This is a genomic window from Halomonas sp., from assembly GCF_031581305.1.
Taxonomy (GTDB): Bacteria; Pseudomonadota; Gammaproteobacteria; order Pseudomonadales; family Halomonadaceae; genus Halomonas.
Genome location: NZ_JAVLBC010000019.1, coordinates 1 through 24,462, shown reverse-complemented (window position 1 = coordinate 24,462; position 24,462 = coordinate 1). Strand labels below are relative to the sequence as shown.

Below are 24,462 nucleotides of genomic sequence, written 5' to 3'. Positions count from 1 at the left end.
ACCGCGCTGGCCAGCTGGCCGATGCCGCTCTCGGCGTCAAAGCGGTGGCTGTGCCGCAGCATGGCGATGGCCTGGTCCAGCGGGGCGCCGTTGGCGTCGAGCCTCTCGGGGGGCAACGCCTGGCCGGTGGCTTCGGCGAGCCAGTCGGCGGTCTCGGGCGTGTAGTGGCCGCCCTCGGCGCGGGCGCACAGGTCGCCCAGCACCGAGCCGGCCTCCACCGAGGCGAGCTGGTCCTTGTCGCCCAGCAGCACCAGTCGCCCACGGGGCGGCAGGGCGTCGAGCAGGGCGGCCATCATTTCCACGTCGACCATGGAGGCCTCGTCCACCACCAGCACGTCCAGCGGCAGCGGGTTTCGGGCGTGGTGGCGGAAGTGGCGGGTGTCGGGGCGCGAGCCCAGCAGGCGGTGGAGGGTGGTGACGTCCGTTGGGATGGCTTTTCGAAGGGCTTCGGCACCGCTTTCGCGCACTGAAGTGCGCTCCCACGATGGATTACTGCTCTCCTCTTTCTCCAAGACAGCCAGCAGTGGGGCCAGGCCATCCAGTTCCAGGGAGCTGACCTGGCCGGCGATGGACTCGTTGAGGCGCGCGGCGGCCTTGCCGGTGGGGGCGGCCAGGCGGATGCGCAGCGCTCGCTGGCCTGCGCCAAGGGCGAGGGTCTGCAGCAGGGCGAGCAGCTTGACCACGGTGGTGGTCTTGCCGGTGCCGGGGCCGCCGGTGATCACCGCGAAGGGCGAACGGGCGGCCAGGGCGCAGGCGGCCTTCTGCCAGTCCAGGTGGTCTCCCATGGGGAAGAGGGCGGCCAGGGCCCGGGAGAGAGCGTCGAGGTTCATTGCCTGATCGGGGCGCCTGTCGGCGCCTTCGCCTGACTCAGCCTTGTTCCTACAGTAGGAACCGCTTTCCAGTCTGGAGGCGATGTGCTGCTGGATCGAGCGCTCGTGGTGCCAGAAGCGGCGCAGGTAGAGCCGGGTGTCGTCGAGCACCAGCGGGGTGTTGCCGGGGCCGTGGCCGATGATCAGCGGGTGAGTGAGCGCTTCCTGCCAGCCGGACAGCGTGAGCTCGCCGAGCAGTTGGCTGGGCCGCGGCGGCGGGTCTTCCAGGCTGTCGCCCTCGGGCGGCAGCGAGAGCGCCAGGTCCGGCTCGGCCAGGGTCTGTGCCAGGTCCAGGCACACATGGCCGCGGCCGAGCTGGTGGCTGGCAAGTGCCGCGGCCAGCAGCAGCGGGGCCGGGGCGTCGGGCACCTCGCGGGCCAGGAAGGCCGCGAAGGCGCGATCCAGGGCGCGCAGCCAGCCGCGGGCCACCCAGCGGTCGAGCAGGGCGAACAGCACCGGCGGCTCCCGCAGGGCGTCGGCGATGGCGGCATCGCCGGATGGCACGTTGTCACTGGTGGCGGTTTGTCTATCGCTCATGGTTTTTTCTCTACCGCTCATGGCTGTGCCTCCGGGGCGCGGAACAGGGCGTCCAGCTGTTCGATCAGCTCACGGGGCGGGCGCTCACGGTGCACGCCCCGCGAGGGCGCGTGCTGGCCGCGCAGGAACACATAGAGCGCGCCGCCCAGGTGGCGGTCGATGTCGTAGTCCGGCAGCCGCGACTTGAGCAGGCGGTGCAGGGCCAGCAGGTAGAGGCAGTACTGCAGATCGTAGCGCTTCTCGCGCACTGCCTCGGCCATCGCCGCCTCGGCGTAGGCCTCGTCGTCGCGACCCAGGTGGTTGGATTTCCAGTCGAGCACGTAGAAGCGCCCCTCGTGCTCCACCACCAGATCGATGAAGCCCTTGAGCATGCCATTGAGCCGGTCGCGCTCCAGCGCCGGGCGAGCGGCGCCACCCAGTGTGTGAGCGCTCACGAGGGCGTCCAGGCGAGCGGTGTCGACCTGGTGGGCGGCAAACCAGAACTCCAGCTCCACCTGATAGCGAGTGCTCGCCAATTCCGCCAGGCGCAGCGGCGCCACCGGCCCCTCGGGGGCACTCGGCACCGGCAATTCGCTTGTCAGCAGTCCGCGCAGCCAGGCCTGCAGCGCGGGGATGCGCTCGCGCCAGCCGCGCAGGTTGGCGCGCCGGGCCAGGGTGTCGTCGAGGCGTTCGGGATCGGCGGCCAACGCCTCGAAGCCCTCGTGGCCGGCCCACTCCAGCAGGCCGTGCAGGAAGGTGCCCGCTGCCGGCCCACGAGGAAACAGGTGAAGTGAGGCCTCGCTGACCGCCATGGACGCACCGGCCGGGTCCTGGGGCTCGTCGCGCATCTCCCGGGCGGTGGCTTCAAGAGCGGTTTCGGGCTCTTCCTTCGCGAGCGCAGTTTCGGGCTCTATGGATAGCGCGGTCTCGGGCGCTTCCTCCCCTCCACCGATGCGCTCGCCCCCCCGTCGCAGCGCCGAGTAGCTGGCGATCCACCAGTGCTCCCGGGCGCGTCGGGCAGGCGTGAGCGCCTCGCGCAGGGCCTCGCCGTTCTGCTCGATGGGCACCACGAGATCGCGGGGCGCCGGCGCCGGCACTATCTCTACCACGCCTTCGTTGCCGCCGGCTTCGGTTATCAGCGGCGCGAGCGCCTCGCCCAGGGTCTTCGGCGAGAGCGGGGCACCGGCGGTGAGCACCTGGCCGATGGCGCTGCGCTCCAGCCCCTTGAGCGGGGCGATGCCCAGCCAGGTGGCGTGACGGGCGCGGGTCAGGGCCACGTAGAGCTTGCGCAGGTCCTCGCCCAGGCGCTCGTCGTCGGCGCGGGCCAGCACCGTGTCGTCGGCCTCCAGCGAGAGGTGGCGCCGGCCCTGGTCGTCATGCCAGGTGAGCGGCAGGTCGCTGGCCTTCTTCTCGCGGAAGGCGCAGATGAAGGGCAGGAAGACCAGCGGGTACTCCAGCCCCTTGGACTTGTGGATGGTGATCACCTGCACCAGGTCGGCGTCGCTCTCCAGGCGCAGGCGGTGGGTGTCGGCCTGTGCCGGGGGCTGGGCGCGCGCCTCGCTGAGGTGGCGCAGCAGGGCGTGCTCGCCGTCGAGCTCGGCGCTGGCTTCCTGCAGCAGCTCGCCCAGGTGCAGCAGGTCCGTCAAATGGCGCTCACCGCTGGCACTTTTCAGCAGCCGGGTGGGCACGGCGAAGTCGGCCAGCAGCCGGTGCAGCATGGGCAGCACGCCCTGGCGCTGCCACTGGCGGTGGTAGGCCCGGAACTGCAATACACGCTCTTCCCAGGCCAGCTCGTCGTGCTGCAGGGCGTCGAGATCATGGAGCCCCATGCCCAGGCTGGGCATGGCCAGCGCGGCATGCAGGCGCCGCTCGCTGTCGGGTTCGCCGCAGGCGGCGAGCCACACCTCCAGTTCCAGGGCGGCGGGGGTCTCGAATACGCCCTCCTTGTCGGAGAGGTAGACGCTCTTGATGCCGCGCTCGAGCAGTGCGCCGCGAATCGCCTTCGCCTCCCCCGCGTTGTTGACCAGCACGGCGAGATCCGAGGGCTTGAGCGCGCGCAAGGCCTTGCCCGGCTCGCCGAAGCCGGTGCGCCCCTGCTGGCCCTCGCACAGCAGCTCGGCCATCCGGGTGGCGCAGCGCGCGGCCATCTCCTTGAAGTAGGCGCCCTTGTTCATCCCTTCAGCCGCGTCGCCCTGGGATTCAAGGTGCCAGAGCGTCATGGCCGGCAGCGGCGCGCCGTCGCGGGTCAGGGCGTCCTTGCGGCCCTTGGCCTTGACCGGCAGGAAGGGCACCGGGTTTTCGAGCACTTGGCTCAATGGCTGCGCGAGCGAATCACTGCGTTGCGCGGTGCTCGAAAGCTCGCCTAACCCCTCGTTATGTCTCGCTTCCTGTGCGCCGTGCGCCTTGTGCTTCATCTCGCTCGCCGACTGATCCAAGCGCTCTCTTTGCCCTCGCTTTTTGCGGAACAGGAAGGCGCCGCGGCCGGCGGGGTGGGATTCGGCGAAGCGAAACACCCGGTTGACCGCCTCCACCATGGCGGTGGCCGAGCGGAAGTTGGTGCCCAGGGTGACATGGCGTCCGGCGGTATCGCGCCGCGCCTGCAGGTAGGTATGGATATCGGCGCCGCGGAAGGCGTAGATCGCCTGCTTGGGGTCGCCGATCAGCAGGATGCCGCTGGGGGCGGCGGGGTCGGGGGCCTCGGCCAGACGGTAGACGTGGTCGAAGAGCCGATATTGCACCGGGTCGGTGTCCTGGAATTCGTCGACCAGGGCCACCGGGAACTGGCGGCGCACGTGCGCCGCCAGCGCCTCGCCGGCATCGCCCACGAAGGCGCGATCGAGGCGCTCGAGCAGGTCGTCGGGGCCGAGCTCGGCGCGGCGCTGTTGCATGCGCTCGCGGCGCTCGCTCATCCAGTGCACGGCGTGGGCGAGCAGGTCGGCGTGGGCATCGGGCAGGGTTTTGAGCTGCTCCGGCAGCGCCTCGAATGCGGTGAAGGCCGGGTGATCGGGAGGCTCGCCCTTCCAGATCTCGGCGATGCCCGCGGGTGTCAGACGGTGCCAGGCAGCGGCCTTGCGATCCAGGTCCGGCCAATCCATGTCGGTTGTGGCCCACTCGCGCAGCTTGTCCAGCCAGTTGCTGCGATGGTCCTTGCGCATCTTGCTGCCATTGAACGCCTTGGCTTGCTGACCTTCATCGAACAGCCTGGCGAGTTCATCCACCCAGGCGGGCCAGGGCGCCTTGAGCGAAGCCAGCATCCGCGCGCGCTCGGCCTGCATGGCGGCCAGGGCCCCGGCGGGGGGCGGGGCATCGGGCAGCAGGTCGGCATCGCCCTGCAGGCGCCGCACGTCCTCGGCGAGGGCGTCGGGGGTTTCCCAGTAGCGGGTGACCACCGCCAGGGCGTCGGCGTCCAGGGCGTAGTAGAAGCTGCGCCAGTAGTCCCGGGCGACCTCGAGCTCGAGCTCCGACTGGTCGAGGTTCATCTCCAGCGAGAAGAGGCTGCCGCTCTCGAAGGCGTGCTCGCGCAGCATGCGGTGGCACCAGGCGTGGATGGTGGAGACCGCGGCCTCGTCCATCCACTCGGCGGCCAGCTGCAGGCGGCGGGCGCAGGCGGGCCAGCTCTCGCGGGGGTAGCTGTCGCGCAGGGCGATCAGCGGATCGCCGCCCGGCGGATCGCCGCCCGACTTGTCCACCGCCTCTGAGTTATCCACCGGCGGTTCGGCGAAGAGGTCGTCGATTTCGCCTTCTGATGTGGCTCCCATGGACGGAGCTGATCCGGCGGCAGACCTACGAGGAGGCGCTGTGACCCCCTCCCTGGGCGCTACCGACGCCGTCCCTGGCGTAGGACCTCCTCTGCGGTCTGCCCCCGGCGCTCCTTCGGTGGCGTAATCGAAACCTGCTCCCGGAGCTTCGTTGTTCTGGGCCAGAAATGCATCCGCCGCCTCCACCAGCCGGGCACGGATGCGGTCGCGCAGCTCGCGGGTGGCGGCATTGGTGAAGGTCACCACCAGGATCTCCGGCGGGGTGAGCGCGCGGGGGAAGCTCGCGGTATCAGCCTCGTCCCGCGGGCCCAGCACCAGGCGCACGTAGAGCAGGGCGATGGTGAAGGTCTTGCCGGTGCCGGCGCTGGCCTCGATCAGCCGGCTGCCGGTGAGCGACAGGTGGATCGGGTCCAGGGTGGGGGGCGTCTGATCCGGTGCGCTCATGACTGGCCTCCCTTGCCCTTGCCGCTATTTCCCTTCTTCTCCTTCGGCGTCTTCACCGCGCGCAGCAGCGGGGCGTAGAGCCGCTCGGCCAGCTCGGCAAAGTCAATGGGGTCTGACCCCCAGGTAGCCCCGGTTGCGGGGTCAGACCCCATTGGCGACAACTTGGCACGCAGCATGGCCTCGAGCTCCGGCCACTGGCGCATCAGGTAGGCGTCGCGGCCGCGCTCGCCATGGTCGCCGTTGAAGCCGCTGCCGTGGAAGGCGCTCTCGGCGGCCTTCCAGGCCTTGTTGTCGTCCTCGCTGGCCTCGCCGGCGAGGCAGCGCGTCATGGCCTGCGGGGTGCCGCCCTTCTCCAGCCAGGCGAAGGCGGTGTCGCGGGCCAGCGGCAGGGGCATGGCCATGCCGTGGCGCCAGGCGTCGGCGATGGCCGTCAGCCGCTCGCGGGCCTCGTCCGCGGGCAGTGGGGCCAGGGTGCCGCCGCCGGCGCGGGAGAGCAGCCGAGTGGTCAAGGGGCCTTCCAGTTGGCCGGCCAGGTGGGCCACCCAGGGGGTGAGCCAGTGCTTCCAGTGGTACTTGCCCTTGTGCACCAGACTGCTGGTGGTGAGCAGCACCCGGCAGCGCTCGCCGGCCTCATTCACGCGTAGCTCGCCCAGCCAGTCTTCCAGCGTCAGGCCCTCGCCCAGCTCGTTTCGAAGATCGAGCGATACATCCAGCGGCGCTTCCATGGCGTGAGGCCATTCATCGAGCACCTGGCGGTAGTCGGCGAAGAGGGTGTCCATGGGCTCGACGAGCGTCTCGCGCATCTGCTCGGCGAAGCCACCCATGGCCAGGCGCCCTTCACGCTCCAGGCGCTCCAGCGTGGCCAGCATGGCGGGCTCATGGGGCTCGTCGGCTTCCACCGCGGCGCGACTTGCCTCGATCAGCGCATGCTGCAGCTGCCAGTGGTCGAGGCCATCCAGGGTGAAGGGCTCGTGGTCGAGCCGTTCCATGGCCGCCGTTTCCAGATGGACCTTGAGCCGGGTGTTGTAGAAGGCCTGCACCGGCGCCCTGAGGAAGTGGCCCAGTTGGGCCAGTGTCAGCGGGTTCTCCTGGCGGAACGGCGCCAGCGGGGGCTCGGCGGCCGGGGTCGGTGCGGGCTCGGCGTCGGGGCGGTGCAGCTCGCGCCACTCGTGGGCGTAGGTGGCAAGAGGGGAGCCTTCGCGGAAGTACTCGATGCTGAAGGGCTGCAGCGGGTGCTCGGTGGTCAGCGCGGCCAGCAGTGCCTTGCCATCTGCGTCGCCTTCGTGGTCGGCCTGCCCTTCATCCGACAGGACCCAGCCGCGCGCCAGGTGGTCGCGCAGCTGGCCGAGCAGCACCGAGGGTGGCTGCTCGCTGTTGTCGACGATGCTGCGACCCACCCAGCTGATGCTCAGCCGGTCGAGGGCGGAGAGCAGCGCCTCCAGGAAGAGGTAGCGGTCGTCCTCGCGGCGCGAGCGGTCGCCGGGGCGGTAGTCCTGGGCCATCAGGTCGATGTCCAGCGGGCGCTGCACCCTGGGGTAGTCGGCGTCGTTCATGCCCAGCAGGCAGACGTGGCGGAAGGGGATGGCGCGCATCGGCATCAAGGTGGCGATGTTCACCGCGCCGGCCAGGAAGCGCTGGGAGAGGCTCGCCTCGTCCACCTGGGCAAGCCAGTGTTCGCGCACCACCGAAAGCGGCAGGGGCTCGGTGAGCTCGGCCTCCTCGGCGCTCTCCTGCCAGGCTTCCAGCGCCTGCTCGAGCCGGGTCAGCGCCATCAGGTCCTGGTCGGACTCGGCCAGGAAACAGGCCTCCAGCAGGTGGCGCAGCCGCTCGCCCCAGGTGGTCACGTCGGCCGGTTCGGCAAGCGTCTGCCACTGCGCCTCCAGGGTGTCGACCAGGCTGACCAGCGGGCCAGCCAAGGCCGCCTCCAGCCCGCCGATGTCGTCATAGGGCTCGATGCCCTGCCAGTGGCCCTCGGCGGCGTCGCCCACGGCATAGCCGAGCAGCAGCCGGCGCAGGCCGAAGGCCCAGGTGTTGGCGGTGAGACCCTCCGGCAGGTCCAGGCTCTGGCGCTGGCGGGCATCGAGCCCCCAGCGGATGCCGGCGCCCTCTATCCAGCGGCGCAGGGTGGGCAGGCCACCCTCGTCGATGCCGAAGCGCGCGCGCACCGCCGGCACCTCCAGCAGGTCGAGCAGGTCGCTCACCGAGAGGCGCAGCTCCGGCAGGCGCAGCAGCTGTTCCAGGGCGATCAGCAGCGGCAGGCGGTGACGGCTGGCCTGGTCGGAAAGGGTGAAGGGGATATGGCGCGGGTCGTCGGCGTCCAGCCGGCCGAACACCGCCTGAACCGCGGCGGCGTAGTGGTCGACGTCGGGCACCATCACCAGGATGTCGCGGGGCTTGAGGGTCGGGTCCTCGCTGAAGGCGGCGAGCAGCTGGTCGTGGAGGATCTCCACCTCGCGCAGGGCGCTGTGGGCGACCTGGAAGCGCAGCGAGCGGTCGCGGGCCGGGTCCACCGCGGGCCAGGTCTCGCGGGTCTCGCGGAGCGGGCGCAGTTCGAGGATGTCGTCCTGCAGCTGGCGCAGCAGGCTGGGCTCGCCATCACCTTCCCCTTCACCCAGCGGCGAGTCGAAGAGGTCGATGCGCAGTGCCTCGCCCTCGAAGAGGCCGCGGTAGGCCTGCTGCTCGTCGAACTCGTCGAGCAGGCGCAGGTAGTCGCGGCCCTGCTTGCCCCAGGCGGCCAACAGCGGCTGGGCGTGCAGGTGCAGCTCGGTCTCGGCGAGGTCCGCCGGCATGCCGGGGCGGCGCTGCTGGCGCTTGCGCTCGGCGCGGAGCAGATCCTTGTGCTCGATGATATCCGCCCAGTAGTGGCGGCAGGGGTTGTGCACGCAGAGCAGTACCTGGCTGACCCGTGCCATGGCAGCCAGTGCCTCGAGGGTCTGGGCGGGCAGCGAGGAGATGCCGAAGACGATCACCCGGCGCGGCAGGCCGGCTGGACGGCGCGTTGCATCGAGCGCCTGGCACGCCTCGAGGAAGCGTTCGTGCACCGCCGCGCGGCTGGAGGCCAGGCCGGATTCGCCGATGTCGTCTCTAAGCGCGCGCCACAGCTCGGCCTGCCAGCGCTGCTCCGGGGCCAGCGGGCGTGCCTCGCCGCGTGCGGTGAGGATCATGTCCTCGCCCGCGGCCCAGGCGGTCAGCCAGTCGGCGCGGTAGACCTGGTATTGGTCGAAGAGGTCGGCCAGGCGCTCGGCCAGCTGGTGGCGCTTGCGCAGGTCGTCGTCCCCGGCCAGGAAGCGTGCCAGGGGCGCGAAGGTGGGTGAGTCCAGCAGGGCGGGCAGCAGGCGCATCAGCCGCCACACCAGCCGCGGCTTGTCGAAGGGCGAGACCGGCGGCACCGCGTCCTCACCTTCCCTTTGAGAGAGCACGCTGCGGTAGGCCTGCCACAGGAAGCGTGCCGGCAGGGTCACGTCCAGGGCGGCGGCAATGCCGGCGCCGCCATTGGTCTCGTCCTCGGCCAGGGCGAGCTTCAGCCACTGGCTGATGCCGTTGCTCTGCACCAGGATCGTCTCGTTCTCCAGTGGCCCCAGCGGGTGTCGGCGCATCCACGCCACCGCCAGGCCACGCAGGGCCTCCAGGCGGTTGCCGTGGATCACCATGAAGCCGGGTTCGAGTTCGGGGCCCTGAAGATCGAGGGGCATGGCGCGGTTCCTTCGCAGGGGTCGACGCTGTCATGGTGCCACAGGTGTGGCAGTCCCGGCTGCAGCGAGTCGGCGAGGACGGTACCATCGAGGCCATTCCCCCGATCGCAGACGAGGCATGAGATGAGCGACTACCTGCTGGAAGAGGATACCCTGAGCCCGGGCAAGATCTACCGTCTCTTCTCCGGTTCCATCTGCCCCCGGCCCATCGCCTGGGTATCGACCCGGGATGCACGGGGCAACGCCAACCTGGCGCCGTTCTCCTTCTTCAACGTGGTCAGCGTGAATCCCCCCGTGCTGGGTTTCTCGCCGCTGCTCGACGGTGAGGGGCAGGCCAAGGACACCATCCGCAATCTCGACGAAGTGCCCGAGTGCGTGGTGCATATCAGCGGTGAGGGGCTGGTCGAGGAGATGAACGCCACCAGCGCGGGGCTCGAGCACGGCGACGACGAGTTCGTCCATGCCGGCCTGGAGAAGGTCGCCATGCCCGGCGTCTCGGTGCCGCGGGTGGCCGGCGCTCCGGTGGCCTTCGGCTGCCGGCTGCGCGAGATCATCCGCTTCGGCGACCAGCCGCTGGCCGGCAACCTGGTGCTCGCCGAGGTGGTGTCGATCCACGTCGACGATGCCCTGTGGGACGGCCGCCACGTCAGTGCCGAGGGGCTCAGGCCCATCGGCCGCATGGCCGGCAACGACTATTCCCGTACGGATGACCTCTTTGTGGTCGAGCGGCCGTCGTCAGGCTAGGCATGATGGATGGACCTGCCCCTCCTCAACATCGTTGGCTACGTTGAGGCGCGGCGCTTGTCGATCCCCTTCAGAATGGCAGCAGGATCACGACCGCCAATGGCGGCAGCGTCATCGCGAGGCTTGCGGTTTGTCCATGTAGCGGCGCGTCTTCCGCCATCAGCTCCCCCATGTTGCCCAGGTTGGAGCCACCGTAACACCCGGCGTCGCTGTTGAAGATCTCCTCCCAGCGCCCCGGAAGAGGCACACCCAGGCGGTAGCCTTCCCGCGGCACCGGGGTCATGTTGGCGACCACAAGCAGCGGCTTGCCCGCCGCGCTCAGACGCAGCCAGGCGAAGACGCTGTTGGTGTCGTCGTTGCCCACGACCCAGGTGAAGCCGTGTGGATCGCTGTCGCATTCGTGCAGCGCAGGATGCGTCGCGTAGAGCTGGTTGAGGTCGGCAACAAGCTGTCGTGTGCCGGCATGACGAGGCTCGCCGAGGAGCGACCAGTCAAGTTGCCGGTCATGGCTCCACTCCCGCCACTGACCGAACTCGCAGCCCATGAACAGCAGCTTCTTGCCGGGCTGGGTCCACATGGTGGCCAGATATGCCCGAAGGTTGGCGAACTGCTGCCACTCGTCGCCGGGCATCTTGCTGATCAGCGAGCCCTTGCCGTGGACAACTTCGTCGTGGGAGATGGGTAGCACGTAGTGCTCCGAGAAGGCATAGATCATGGGAAAGGTCATGTCGTGATGCGCATAGGAGCGATAGACCGGATCCTTGGCGATGTACTCCAGGGTGTCGTGCATCCAGCCCATATTCCACTTGTAGGCGAAGCCCAGGCCGCCTTCCGCGGTGGGCTTGGTGACGCCGGGCCAGGCTGTGGATTCCTCGGCGATCACCACCGCCCCGGAGGCCTCTTCGGCGACCACATCATTGAGATGGCGCAGAAAGTCGATCGCCTCGAGGTTCTCGTGGCCGCCGTATTTGTTGGGTATCCACTCGCCCTCGTTGCGGGAGTAGTTGCGGTAGAGCATCGACGCGACAGCATCGACGCGCAGCGCGTCGACATGGAAGTGGCGCAGCCAGTGCAGCGCCGAGGCCAGCATGAAGCCGTGCACCTCGCGCCGGCCCAGGTTGTAGATGTAGGTGTCCCAGTCCTGATGGAAGCCCTCGAAGGGGTGCTCGTACTCGTACAGCGCGGTGCCGTCGAAGCGCGCCAAGCCGTGGGGGTCGGTGGGGAAGTGCGCCGGCACCCAGTCGAGGATCACGCCGAGGCCGGCGAGATGGCAGGCGTCGACGAAGAAGGCGAAGTCGGCGGGCGTGCCGAAGCGCGCGCTGGGGGCGAACTGGCTCAGCGGCTGGTAGCCCCAGGAGCCGCCGAAGGGGTGCTCCATGACGGGCAGTAGCTCGACGTGGGTGAAGCCCATCTCCAGCACGTAGGGGATCAGGTGCTCGGTGAGTTCGCGCCAGGTGTAGAGTTCGCCGTTGTCGCCGCCGTGCTTGCGCCACGAGGCGGCGTGCACCTCGTAAATGCTGATCGGCCTGTCTGACTCGTGGGCCGCGCCGCGCCGGGCGAGCCACTCCTTGTCGTGCCAGTTGAAGGGCGTGGTGTCGGCCACCACTGAGGCGGTACGCGGCGGCGCCTCGGTGGCAAGCGCCACCGGGTCGGCGCGCAGACCGAGCGCACCGTGGGCGTCGAGGATCTCGTACTTGTAGGACTCCCCCGGGCCGAGGCGCGGCAGGAACAGTTCCCACACTCCGGCGGGGTGGCGCAGGCGCATCACGTGGCGTCGTCCGTCCCAGCTGTTGAAGTTGCCCACCACCGAGACGCGCCGGGCATTGGGTGCCCAAACGGCGAAGCGCACACCTGCCACGCCGTCCACCTCCATGGGCTGGGCACCCAGGCAGTGCCCCAGGTTGCGGTGGTTGCCCTCGCCGATCAGGTAGAGGTCCATCTCGCCGAGCAGCAGGCCGAAGCTGTAGGGGTCCTCGGTCTCCTGTTCGCCGCCCGACCAGCGAATGCGCAGGGTGTAGCGAGCGGCATGCGGTAGCCGCCCGGCGAAGAGGCCCGGTATCTGGACGCCCGTCAGGCAGCAGCGAAAGCTGCCGTCCTCGCGGTCGAGGACGTCGACGCCCAGCGCACCGGGCAGGAAGGCGCGCAGGAAGTAGCCGTCGTCGTCCTCGTGAATGCCGAGCACCGAGAAGGGGTTGCCGTGGGAGCCGCGCGCCAGCGCCTCGGCCTCCTCCTCCGGCAGCCATAGGGTACGATCCAGCACGGGGCGGGCGGTGAAATCATTCATGTAGCTCTCCCTCGCTCAGTTCGTCGACGATCGCTGCCAGGCCACGCAGCGGCACGCCCAGCCAGGCGGGACGATTGGCGACCTCGTAGGCGATCTCGTAGGCGGTCTTTTCGAGCACGAACAGGTCCACCGCAGCGGCCGCGCCTGTCGCTTGCTTCCACTCGTGAGGCAGCATCAGCGTGGCCTCCCAGTAGGCGTTGAGGAATGCCTGACGACCCCGGAGCAGGTACTGGTCCGCCACCTCGTGGCCGGTATCGCTCTGCGCCTCTTCGGCCTTGGCGTAGGCGTAGTCGAAGGAGCGCAGCATTCCTGCCACATCGCGCAGTGGGCTATCCTTGGCGCGACGCTCCTCCAGCGGCCGGGCCGGCTCACCCTCGAAGTCGATGATGTAGGCATCGTCATGGGCCACCAGCACCTGGCCGAGATGCAAGTCGCCGTGGATGCGGGTGATCAGGCTGCCCTCGGCGAGCCGCGCCATGGTCTCGATGGTGGCCAGCAGGGTATCGCGGCCGGCCAGGATATGCTCGGCCTGCTGCCGTTCGGCGTCGCCAATGGCGCCCTTGTAATGATCGAGCAGTTCCAGGGCCTCCTCGACGCGCTCGCGCACCCGCCGCGTCCAGTGCTCGACATGAGGGGGTTCGGCCACCTCGGGGCTGAAGGCCGGGTCGTCGCTGGGCGAAGCCAGCACCATATGCAGCTCGCCCAGCCGTCGTCCCAGGGTGATGGCGAAGCCTTCGAGCTCCTCGAACGCGCCGTAGCCCATCTCTTCGCGGCCCGTGTCGCGCCCCAGCTCCCGGTCGGTCACCGCCTCGCGAATCGCCCGCCCCAGGGTGGAATGGGTCCACGACCAGGCGTCACCCTGGTTGTCGATGAAGCCCTGCAGGATCATCAGTGTCTGCGGCGTGCCCTGCTCATCGAAGCGGGTCACCTCGCCATGCAGTGGCGCGATATGGGCGAAGCCTCGTTCGGTGAGATAGCGACCGATCTCCGCCTCGGGGTGCAGGCCGGGCTCCAGGCGGCGGAACAGTTTGAGCACCAGCCGATGGCCGATGATCACCGAGCTGTTGGACTGCTCCGCGGCCTGCTGCACCACGTCGGGATTCTCCGGCAGCTCAAGCTCGGCGAAGGCCGCGGTGGGAAGGAAGCGGATCTCACCGGCGTCGCAGGGCAGCTTGGTCCCCTGACGCATGGCTTCGAGCACCGCCAGGGCGAAGGCGTCCAGGGTCAGCGCGTCGGTGAGCAGCCCCACTTCGTGGAAACGTCGGACACGGGCCATGGCGAGCTGCTGGGGCAGGGCATTGGTCTGCTCCTCCTCGCCGAGAAACGTCAGTGGCAGCTGGTAGCGCTCGCTGCCCTGGGCGTGGTGGACCTCGAGTTCACTGATCAGCATCGTATGCTGGCTGTGCGCGAGTCGGGCAACATAGAGCATATGCACCTGATCGATGCGCGTCTGTTTGGCGGCGAACCAGCGGCGCTTGGGCAAGTAGCTCGGCAGGATCTCGCGTTCGAGCTGCCGGCGCGTCACCGGCTGGAAGATCTCCTCGAGACGTTTCTTGATGACCAGGGTGATGTACTCCGGCATCGGCTCAGGTGCCGGCACGTGCCACTTTGGCATGGCGCTTTCCGGTGCCAGCAGGAACCAGAAGAAACCGTAGGGCGGCTGCGTGAGCAGGTAGGGTATTCGTCCGATCGGTGGAAAGGCGCTGCCGCCAACCATCTCCACCGGTACCTGGCCGGCGAAGGCGGAGAGATCGAGCTCCACCGCCTGGGCAGTGTGCGCCATGTTGGCCACGCAGAGCAGCGTTTCCGTGTCGCCGTTTTCCAGCGTTATCTCCCGCAGGTAAGCGAGGATATGCCGGTTGGCGGGATAGAGCGGTCGCATGGTGCCGCGGCTGAAGGCGCGATGCTGACTGCGCACAGAGAGAAGTCGGCGCATGTTGTTGAGCAGCGAGTGTGAGTCGCGCACCTGGGTCTCGACGTTGACCGCTTGGTAGCCGTAGAGCGGGTCCATAATCGGCGGCAGCACCAGGCGTGCCGGATCGGCACGGGAGAAACCGCCGTTGCGATCCACCGACCACTGCATCGGGGTGCGTACCCCGTCGCGGTCGCCGAGGTAGATGTTATCACCCATGCCGATCTCGTCGCCGTAGTAAAGCACCGGGGTGCCCGGCATCGACAGCAGCAGGCTGTTGAGCAGCTCGATACGCCGCCGATCGCGCTCGAGTAGCGGCGCCAGCCGCCGCCGGATGCCCAGGTTGATGCGCGCCCGGCGGTCGGTGGCGTAGTGGTTCCAGAGATAGTCGCGCTCCTTGTCGGTGACCATCTCGAGGGTCAGTTCGTCGTGGTTGCGCAGAAAGATCGCCCACTGGCAAGTAGGCGGAATCTCCGGTGTCTGGCGCAGAATGTCGGTGATCGGGAAACGATCTTCCTGGGCCAGGGCCATATACATGCGGGGCATCAGTGGGAAATGGAACGCCATGTGGCACTCGTCGCCGTCGCCGAAGTAGGGGCGGGTTTCCTCTGGCCATTGATTGGCTTCCGCCAGCAGCATGCGGTCGGGGTAGCGCTCGTCGATCACCGCACGGATCTTCTTGAGCACCATGTGGGTCTCGGGCAGGTTTTCGTTGTTGGTGCCCTCTCGCTCGACGAGATAGGGAATGGCGTCCAGGCGCAGGCCGTCGATCCCCATGTCGAGCCAGAACTCCATGACCCGGATCACCTCGTCGAGCACCTGCGGATTGTCGAAGTTTAGATCCGGCTGGTGCGAGTAGAAGCGATGCCAGTAATAGGCACCCGCCACTGGATCCCAGGTCCAGTTGGAGCTCTCGGTGTCGAGGAAGATGATGCGCGTGCCGGGGTAATTCTGGTCGGTGTCCGACCACACGTAGAACTCCCGCTCCTTTGAACCGGCCGGGGCCCGCCGGGCGCGCTGGAACCACTCATGCTGATCGGAGGTGTGGTTGATGACCAGCTCGGTCAGTACCCGCAAGCCACGCCAGTGTGCCTCGTCGATGAAGCGCTGGGCATCTGCCAGGGTGCCGTAGTCGGGACTGACGCTGGTGTATTCGGCGATGTCGTAACCGTCGTCGCGGCGCGGCGAGGGGTAGAACGGCAATATCCAGATCGTGTTCACGCCCAGGCTGACGACGTAGTCGAGCTTCTGTATCAGCCCCTCGAAGTCGCCGATGCCGTCGTCGTTGGCATCGAAGAACGCCTTGACATGCACCTGATAGATCACGGCGTCCTTGTACCAGAGAGGGTCATCGAGAAAGTCGATGGCCTCGACGGCTTGAGTTTCGCTGCTGATATCCATCATGGGCTTGCCCTCCCTGCATTCATCGATTCGAAGCGCTCGTCACGCCTGGCTAATGGACCGGGCGAATACGCCAGATGGCGAACGGCTGATGCCATGGCTCGAGATGCAGCGACTGCCACTTACCATGCCAGGTCCAATGCTGTCCGCTCATCAGGTCCTCTGCATGAAGTGGGGCATCCTCGGGCAGGTCGAACTCCCACAGCGGCAACTCGAACACCCCCTCCTGAGCCTCGAACGGGTCGAGATTGACGGCAACCAGAATGAAGTTATGCTGCGTCTCGGTGCGCTTGCCGAATAGCAGGATGTGATCGTTGTGTACCGTGTAAAAAGCCAGTCCCAGGTGGGTCTGCAACGCCGGGTTCTCGCGACGGATACGGTTGAGCTGGGTGATCTCGTAGCGGATGTTGCCGGACGCGGTATAGTCCCGCGGGCGGATCTCGTACTTCTCGGAGTCGAGATACTCCTCCTTGCTCGGCACCGGCGCGCCCTCGCACAGCTCGAAGCCGGAGTACATCCCCCACGACCCCGCGCCCATGGTGGCGAGAGCGGCACGTATCAGGAAACCGGGGCGCCCCGAGGACTGCAGGAAGTAGGGATTGATATCCGGCGTGTTGACGAAGAAGTTGGGCCGGTACCCGTCACGCAGCGGCGGTTCGTTCAGTTGGGTGAAATACGCCGTCAGTTCCGCCTTGGTATGGCGCCAGGTGAAGTAGGTATAGCTCTGATTGAAACCCAGCTTGCCGAGGCGCAGCATCATGGCCGGCCGCGTGAAGGCCTCGGCAAGAAAGATCACCGACGGGTCGCGGCCGCGAATATCGGCAATCAGCCACTCCCAGAAGGGCAGCGGCTTGGTGTGAGGGTTGTCGACGCGGAATATCTTGACACCCTCGTCAACCCAGCCCTGCACCACGTCGCGCAGCGTCATCCAGAGCGATGGGATCGCGTCTTCGGAATAGAAGTCGACATTGACGATGTCCTGATATTTCTTGGGTGGATTTTCCGCATAGCGGATAGACCCGTCGGGACGCCAGGAGAACCAGCCGGGATGCTCCTTGAGCCAGGGGTGGTCCGGGGAGCATTGGATGGCGAAATCCAGGGCGATCTCCATGCCATGGTCGGCGGCACTGCGCACCAGATGCCGAAAATCATCTCGCGTGCCTAGTTGGGGATGAATCGCTTCATGACCTCCCTCCTTGCTGCCGATGGCATAGGGGCTGCCCGGGTCGTCCGGTCCTGCCTCGAGGCTGTTGTTGGGCCCCTTGCGATGCGTGTGGCCGACCGGGTGGATGGGGGGGAAATAGAGCACGTCGAAGCCCATGTCGCGGATCATCGGTAGCCGCTTGTGCACATCCTTGAAGGTGCCGTGGCGGTGAGGATCGTCGGTCTCCGAGCGAGGGAACAGTTCATACCAGCTCGAGAAGCGGGCCTTGAGACGCTCCACCTCCAAGGGGTAGAAAACATCACTTCGGGTCAGGTGCGGGCGGGTGTTCGCTTCGTGCATCAACTGGACGGTATCGCCATCGAGCAGAAGTGCGACCCGCTCGGCGTCGTGGTCCAGCCATTGGAAACGCCCATGAAGGGCCTTGAAGGCATCCTTCAGGGCCCCCTCGCTGCGCTCGATGGCCTGGACGAGCAGCCGTCTTCCCTCCTCGAGCTCGAGCCCCACCGGCACGCCCGCCTGGTGCTTCTTCGAGAGTTCGTCGCGGTAGGTGGCGTAGGTATCCCACCAGGCCTCGATGAAGAAACCGTGTCGCCCCACCCGGCGGGGCGAAAAGCGACCTTCCCAGCGATCCAGACCCGGCGGCTGTATCTGACACATGGGCTCACGGTGCTGCCGGCCCTCGTCGTCGTACCAGCAAACAGCGGCGGCCAGTATGTCATGGCCGTCGGCGAAGATCGTCGCCCTGACATGGACCGGCTCATCGACGATGGCCTTGGCGGCGAATCGCCCGTGGTCGAGAGATGGCTGCACGGATTCGATGGCGATGCGCGGCGCATTAACGGCGGCCTGCACCTTGATTTCCTGCGCTTGTCCCGGGGTGGCCCGGGGCGCTGAATGTGGAGGTGAACTCATCACATGCTCCTCTGTGTTGCCGCTCAGCCTGTCGCTATACGTTTGGCTCTGACTGGCCAGCGCAATCCTGCATCAGCTCAAGCAGGGCCAACGAGTGGCTCTCCATGACATACTCGTCGTGAAAGGCTGCCTCATCGACGGTGCGGCTGGTATCCAGCCGGCATTGCCAGCCGCTGCCTCTAGGGGACTGGGGCAATGCGAACGTGACCGGCTCGGCGTGGGCGTTGAAGAGGATCAGCAGCGAGCGGTCATCGCCGTGGCGTCGGATGCCGGACGGTTGGGCCCTGCCGTCCAGCAGCAGCTCCAGCGTGCGCGCCTCGGGGTTCTCCCAGCGCTCCACATCCATCTCCTCGCCATCGGGTGCCAGCCAGGTGACCTCCTTCAGCCCCATCGTCTCGTTGAATTCCCCGGAGAGGAATCGTCCCCGGCGCAGAATGGGGTAGTGCAGGCGCAGAGCGATCACGCGCCGCACATAGTCGATCATTGCGTGGGCATCCCCGCTGGGGTTCCAGTCGACCCAACTGATCTCGTTGTCCTGGCAGTAGGCGTTGTTGTTGCCCTGCTGGGTGCGCAGCAACTCGTCGCCCGCCAGCAGCATTGGGGTGCCCTGGGAGAACAGGATGGTAGCCAGGAAGTTGCGGATCTGGCGCAGCCGCAACGCCTGTATTTCGGGGTCGTCGGTGGGGCCTTCTTCACCATGGTTCCACGATAGGTTGTTATCGTGGCCGTCCCTGTTCTTGTCGCCATTGGGCTTGTTGTGTTTCTTGTTATAGGCGACCAGATCGTAGAGGGTAAAGCCGTCATGAGCGGTCACGAAGTTGACCGAGGCGAAGGGACGCCGCCCTCGGCGTTTGAAGACGTCCGCCGACCCCAACAGCCGCGTGGCGAGCTCGGACAGCTGACCCTCGTCGCCTCGCCAGAAGGCGCGGGTAGTGTCGCGAAATCGGTCGTTCCACTCCGCCCAGCCGGGCGGAAAGCCGCCCACCTGGTAGCCGCCTGGGCCGCAATCCCAAGGCTCGGCAATCAACTTGACCTGGCTGAGGACCGGGTCCTGGCGGCAGGCATCGAGGAAACCCCCGCCTTCGTCGAAAGCGTCGCGCTCGCGCCCGAGGATCGTCGCCAGGTCGAAGCGGAAGCCGTCGACACGCATTTCCGTGGCCCAGTAGCGGAGCGAGTCAGTGACCATCTGCAGAACCCGCGGATGGCTCAGGTTGAGAGTATTGCCGGTGCCGGTGTCATCGATGTAGTAGCGCGGCTGATCAGGCTGCAGGCGATAGTAGACAGCGTTGTCGATTCCCTTGAGCGACAGGGTGGGACCGAGCTGATTGCCTTCCGCGGTGTGGTTATAGACCACATCAAGGATAACTTCCAGGCCCGCGGCGTGATAACGCGCCACCAACTCCTTGAATTCATTAATACTTTCGCCAGAAAGATAGCGTGAATGCGGGGCGAAGAAGCCCAGGGTGTTGTAGCCCCAGTAATTGCGTAGCCCCTGTTCGAGCAGGTGCTGGTCATCGACGAAGGCGTGGATCGGCAGAAATTCAACCGAAGAAACCCCGAGCGAGCGGATATAGTCGACCACCGTGTTGACCATCAACCCGGCAAAGGTGCCACGTAATGCTACCGGGACTGCGGGGTGGCGCATGGTATAGCCGCGTACATGCATCTCGTAGAGAATGGTATGATCCCAAGGTAGCTGCAGGCCCAGCGAGCGGCCCCAGGTGAAGGCGGGGTCGACCACGCGGCAGCGTGGCATGAACGGCGAGCTATCGCGCTCATCGAAACTGAGGTCGCCATCGGGGTGGCCGATGGTGTAGCCGAACAGTGCTTCGTCCCAGGTCAGCTCGCCGATGAGCTGCTTGGCGTAAGGGTCGAGCAGCAGCTTGTTGGGGTTGAAGCGGTGTCCCTCCTCAGGCGCATAGGGACCATGGACCCGGTAGCCATAGAGTTGGCCGGGCCGAGCATCGGGAAGGTAGCCGTGCCATACCTCATCGGTGTATTCAGGCAGTTCGACACGCTCCAACTCGTGGGTACCCGAGTCATCGAAGAGGCACAGCTCGACCCGGGTCGCGTTGGCCGAAAAGAGCGCGAAGTTCACGCCTAGTCCATCCCAGGTGGCCCCGAGAGGAAATGGCAATCCTTCATGCACGCGAGAGCGTTGGATGACGCCAGGGAGTTCATCGGCCGCGACGGCTTCGTCGTTATCCTGCGAGACTTGTCTTGTGTTCATCGCTCTCATTCTTTTCCTGCTGGGTCACGCTTCCTCGTGAATGCGGCGTCAGCGATGACCGCCGCCGGCGCGACGTTGACACCTTCTCGCCGCCCTGGGTCATGTCTTCGTCCGGGATGCGGTGACGCGATCCGATGGTGTCGTCGTTTTCGCCTTTGTTGAGTCGGCCTTACTATGGGTCCGTTCGACGCTCTTGTCCGGCACTTGGGGGGGGGGCGCGTCGTAGGCTTCACGGTCCGACGCCTCTTCCATAGCGACGATCTTCAGCGCCATGTCCCAGTGGCGCTGCTGTAGCCCCTCGGGACGCCCCTCGGATTCCCAGATGCTGTAGGCCAGCCTCCGTATATGCTCTTCGACCGTTTTCTTGTCAGCCATGTCAGCTCTCCTCATGTTCCGATGTAAAAGCAAAAAGCCCTTTTCTCGCGCTGGCTGTCGGTAAGTCGTCATGGAGAAACACGCCGGCGGGCAGTGTTGCCAACAGGCGCGCGGCAGTCAGCTCGCCCTCGCCAGGGGCGTTTTCGTACGATGTCTCTTCATGAAGCTCGAGCGAGTCATCACTCAGCACGCCGTGCCAGACGCCCGTCATCTCGGGGGGCGCCTGCAGCCGGGTGTTCCCCCAGCGCTGCGGCGGCACATGCGGCTGTTGGGTGTCGCCGATCAGCTCAGCGGTTAGCCGGGGCACCACCACCAGCAGCCGCTGTCCGGCATGGTGGCGGGTGAAGGCCAGTAGCTTGTCGGCATGCTGGCCATCGATCGCAAGCGGTCGATAGTCCCCTTGGGCAAACAGCGCAGGACAGGTGTGGCGCAGTGTCAGCAGCCGCGCAATGACGGCTTGTTTCACCCTCCCGTCCTGCCACTGCGGCAGCGCCGCCGCCGGCGAGAGCGCCTCGCCCAGTGCCGCCTGGCGCGCTGCATGGTCGACGGGACGCCGGTTGTCGGGATCGACCAGGCTGTAATCCCAGAACTCACAGCCCTGGTAGAGGTCCGGTACCCCGGGCACGGTCAGGCGCAGCACGGTCTGGGTCAGGCCGTTGATCGCCCCCGGCAGGTCCAGGGTGCGCGCCGCCGTAGCGATCTCGTCGCACAGCGCCGGGTCGTCGAGCAGCTCTACCAGGTAGTTGCGGCAGGCCGCCTCGTAGGCTTCATCGGGCCACAACCAGTGGCTGCGCAGCTTGGCCTCGCGCAGCGCTTTCTGTTGCCACTGGGCGAGGCGCTCGGCGAACGTCCGCATGGCCTCGACATCCTGTGGCCTCAGCGTCGGCGGCCAGGCACCGAGCAGCACCTGGTAGAGAATCAGCTCGTCGCCGGAGGCGGGAGCCGGGCCGCTCGAGAGCGCTTGGCGCAGCGGGCGGGCAAGGTCACGCCAGCGTTCGACACGGCTGGCGAAGGTTGCAGCATTCTCGCTGAGTGCGGCCAGGCGCGCGCGTACGTCCTCGCCGCGCTTGTGGTCGTGGGTCGCAGTGGTGACCAGACTGTGCGGGAAGTGTCGGGCGCGCCATGCATTTGCGTCGTGGAATTGCTCGGCAGAGTGGAAGAAATGCTCACCGTCGAAGCCCACGTCGTTGCGCGAGATCAACGCCGCGCCGCGATAGCCGGCGGTGTCCTCTACCGCCTTGGCGGCTACCGGCGAGGTGAGCTGCTGGAAACGCACGATGGCCCGCTGTCGTCGCCGGCGCTCCTCTTCGTCGTCACACTCGCCGGGTGCCTCGCCGCCAAGCCAGGCGTCTAGACGCTCGAGCACCGCCGCGTCGGGAGGGCTGAGCGTCTCGCGGGCGCCCGCCTTCGCCTCGGCGAAAAAGGGGGTGTCGTCCTCGGGACGGCCCTCGTCGTCGGCATAAGTTCGATAGACGGGGAAGTGGACGATCAACTCTGTGAGCGCGCGTTTGATCGCCGCCTGGGTGATGTCGCGGTCCGCCACCCGACAGCGAGCAACGGCATGCAGCGCCCGGGCGCAGGCCTCGAATTCGCTGGCCAGTAGTTGCGCCATAACCTCTCGCCTGGCCTGGCACACTTCGACGAGAAAGTCGGGGTCGCGGCCGCTGACGTCGCGCCACAGTTGGCGCAGCGGCTGGGCACCGGCGGGGTCATGCTGCACGCCGGAGACAACATTCATGAACTCGTAGCCGCTGGTGCCGTCCACGCCCCAGTCGCGGTGTAGGGTCTCGCCCGCGCCAAGGATCTTTTCCACATAGAGAGGGATGTGGCGTGGGGGGGCATCGGCCGGGTGCCTCTCCTGAAGGTTGTCCAGCCGTTCGCGCAGGCGCAAGCAGTAGCCGCGTGGGTCGGCCAGACCGTCGACATGGTCGACCCGCAGACCATCCACCCAGCCCAGCTCGACCAGGCGCAGTGGCAGGGTGTGAACGGCCTCGAAGACCGCGGGGAGCTCGACGCGCAGTCCTCCCAGCTCGCTGACGTCGAAGAAGCGCCGCCAGTTGATTTCGTCGGAAGCGGTGCGCCACCACGCCAGGCGGTAGTGCTGGCGCTCAAGCAGGGCGTGAAAGCGGATGGCGCCGGTAGGGGACGCACCGTTGAACTGCGCCAGGGCGGAGTTAAGGGCCTGGCGGGCGGCCGGCGCCTCGATGGCCTGAAGCAGCCGGCGGCGGGCCTCGCCGACGGCGGTATAGGCGTCCTCGCGCTGGGTCAGAGCATCGAAGTGCGCTGCCAACTCGAGCAGCCCGTCATGCTCGGCCAGGCGCAGGATGTCGCCGTAGTGGCGCGGGTCGATGGGGAAGCGATGCTCGTGATAGGCGACATGAAAGCTGGCCGACTGGGGCGCTTGGCGCAGCACCAACTCGCCGGCGTGCAATACCTCGGCATAGGGCCCGCCGAGGAAGGGGACGAGCAGCTTGCCGGCGAGCAGCGGGTCGGGGGAGTCCCAGTCGATGTCGAAGAACGCAGCATAGGGGCTGTCCTGGCCCCAGGCTAGCACCTCCTGCCACCAGGGATTCTCCGAGCCGCCCACCGCCACGTGGTTGGGGACGATGTCGAGAATAAGCCCCATACCATGTAAATGCAGCGCCGCGACGAGGCGCTCTAGCGCCGCATTGCCGCCCAGTTCGGGGTCGATGCGGGTGGGGTCGATGCCATCGTAGCCGTGGGAGGAACCGGTGCGCGAGGCCTGCAGTGGCGAGGCATAGAGGTGGCTGACGCCGAGTCGGGCGTAGTAGTCCACCCAGCCTGCGCCATCGTCCAGGGTGAACCCGGGATGAAACTGCAGGCGTACCGTCGCGCGAATGGCGCTCATGATTCGGGCTCCCTGGGCGCGACAGTACGTGAGGCTTCGCGGGCGCTTTGTAGCTCCTCGAGCCGTTGGCCAACCTTGTCCGATGTCAACAGCAGGTCCGCATCGGCCATCCAGCGTCGCCGCCAGTTGGGATGTTCGTCGAAGGTGCCCGGCAGGTTGGCTTGCTCCTCGAGCCCTAGCGCATCCTCCACCGGCAGCAGCACCAGCGGGGCGGGCGTGCGGCCCAGGTGACGAGCGCAGGCGTCGAGCACCTGCGAGGCGGAAATGTCGGCCGCCTCCAGCGCGGCCGTAGTCGGGTGGCTACCGAGCAGCCCCAGCACGCTCGCCAGGCCCGCCCGCGCCCGGCGGCGAGCCTCACGTTCGGCCGCGGCACTCTGCATCACGCCAAGCAGCCCCAGGCGACTGCGCCAGTCGATATCGCGGCCCGCCCACCAGCCAGCGACGGTAGGCAGGTCGTGGGTCGAGGTGGTTGCCATCGCCTCGTGCGACCAGGCGTTTGCCGGCAGGAACGCCTCGTCGTCGTCCTGCTCGAACCACAGCACCTGCATGCCAAGGATGCCGTGCGAAACCAGGCGATCGCTGAAGCCGGGGGCGACGGTGCCCAGGTCCTCGCCGATGACGATGGCACGGTGACGCCACGACTCCAGCGCCAACAGGCGTAGCATGTCCTCCAGCGGATAGCGCAGGTAACCGCCCTGGGTGGGCGGCTCGCCGTGGGGGATCAACCACAGGCGCAGCAGGCCGAGGACATGATCGATACGCAGCCCGCCGGCATGGGCGAAGGCGCTGCGCAGCATGTCGATGAAGCTACGAAACCCCGAGCATATCAGGCCATGGGGTGAGAAGGCGGCGAGCCCCCAGTCCTGGCCATGCACGTTGATGAGATCCGGCGGTGCGCCGATCGAGACCCCGTGGAGCATCTCGCCCTGGCGGCTCCACGCCTGGCTGCCCGCCGCGTCGGCACCCACGGCCAGGTCGGCGATCAGCCCCACCGCCATGCCGGCTTCGCGGGCCGCCGCCTGAGCGCGGGAGAAACCGTCGGCAGCCAGCCACTGCAAGAAGGCATGAAATCCCACCTCGTGGGCGTGGGCCGTGGCAAAGTGCTCCACCTCGGGGCTGGCCGGGTCCCGGAGTGCCCGCGGCCAGTCGCGCCAGTCGCTCGGCCCGAAGGACGCCTGCAGGGCCTCGAAGCGGCAGTGGCACTTCAGTTGGCTGCCGCCCGCCTGGCGGAAGGCCGCCAGCGCCTTGCGCTGTGCCCGGGCCTCGCCGTCCTGGCGGGCCATGAGGTCGT

Annotated in this window: 11 protein-coding genes; 1 reads left to right on the top strand and 10 read right to left on the bottom strand. The window is 67.4% G+C overall.

From position 1 onward, the window contains the following. The 3 genes from recD to recC all read right to left on the bottom strand — a co-directional run. Window positions 1-1,406: exodeoxyribonuclease V subunit alpha (gene recD / locus RI841_RS03265; RefSeq protein ID WP_310704152.1), on the bottom strand; the 1,406-nt coding region annotated here is incomplete at its 3' end. 17 nt (window positions 1,407-1,423) lie between these two features. Then, complete coding sequence (locus RI841_RS03260) at window positions 1,424-5,587, bottom strand: UvrD-helicase domain-containing protein (protein WP_310704151.1); 4,164 nt, start codon at window positions 5,585-5,587, stop codon at window positions 1,424-1,426. Further along, a complete protein-coding gene (gene recC, locus RI841_RS03255) occupies window positions 5,584-9,279 on the bottom strand; it encodes an exodeoxyribonuclease V subunit gamma (protein ID WP_310704150.1) in 3,696 nt (1,231 codons plus the stop codon). The genes RI841_RS03260 and recC overlap by 4 nt, the downstream gene beginning before the upstream one ends. A gap of 123 nt (window positions 9,280-9,402) precedes the next feature. Between recC and RI841_RS03250 the strand changes: the two genes are divergently transcribed. Next, complete coding sequence (locus tag RI841_RS03250; protein WP_310704149.1) at window positions 9,403-10,023, top strand: flavin reductase family protein; 621 nt, start codon at window positions 9,403-9,405, stop codon at window positions 10,021-10,023. Window positions 10,024-10,093: 70 nt separating this feature from the next. On the opposite strand, the gene glgB is transcribed toward RI841_RS03250, so the two are convergent. From glgB to malQ, 7 genes are all read right to left on the bottom strand, one after another. Further along, window positions 10,094-12,307: a 1,4-alpha-glucan branching protein GlgB gene (gene glgB / locus RI841_RS03245; RefSeq protein ID WP_310704148.1), complete on the bottom strand. Its 2,214-nt coding sequence runs from the start codon at window positions 12,305-12,307 to the stop codon at window positions 10,094-10,096. Continuing rightward, the gene (gene treS / locus RI841_RS03240; RefSeq protein ID WP_310704147.1) at window positions 12,300-15,623 is read right to left on the bottom strand and encodes a maltose alpha-D-glucosyltransferase; all 3,324 of its coding nucleotides are present in this window, start codon (window positions 15,621-15,623) and stop codon (window positions 12,300-12,302) included. Before treS ends, glgB begins: the two co-directional genes overlap by 8 nt. Window positions 15,624-15,672: 49 nt before the next feature. Then, window positions 15,673-17,697 carry an alpha-1,4-glucan--maltose-1-phosphate maltosyltransferase gene (locus RI841_RS03235; protein WP_310704146.1) on the bottom strand — a complete coding sequence of 675 codons (2,025 nt, stop codon included), beginning with the start codon at window positions 17,695-17,697 and terminating at the stop codon, window positions 15,673-15,675. A gap of 34 nt (window positions 17,698-17,731) precedes the next feature. Continuing rightward, window positions 17,732-19,927, bottom strand: coding sequence for a glycogen debranching protein GlgX (gene glgX / locus RI841_RS03230; protein WP_310704145.1), 2,196 nt, complete (start codon window positions 19,925-19,927; stop codon window positions 17,732-17,734). A gap of 99 nt (window positions 19,928-20,026) precedes the next feature. Beyond that, on the bottom strand, window positions 20,027-20,302 hold the full coding sequence (locus RI841_RS03225; RefSeq protein ID WP_310704144.1) for a DUF2934 domain-containing protein: 276 nt from the start codon (window positions 20,300-20,302) through the stop codon (window positions 20,027-20,029). Between the two features lies 1 nt (window position 20,303). Further along, window positions 20,304-23,171 (bottom strand): malto-oligosyltrehalose synthase, encoded by a 2,868-nt coding sequence (gene treY / locus RI841_RS03220; protein WP_310704143.1) that lies wholly within the window; start codon window positions 23,169-23,171, stop codon window positions 20,304-20,306. Further along, window positions 23,168-24,462, bottom strand: a 1,295-nt coding sequence (gene malQ, locus RI841_RS03215) for a 4-alpha-glucanotransferase (RefSeq protein ID WP_310704142.1), incomplete at its 5' end; no start/stop codon positions are given. The genes treY and malQ, both read right to left, overlap by 4 nt.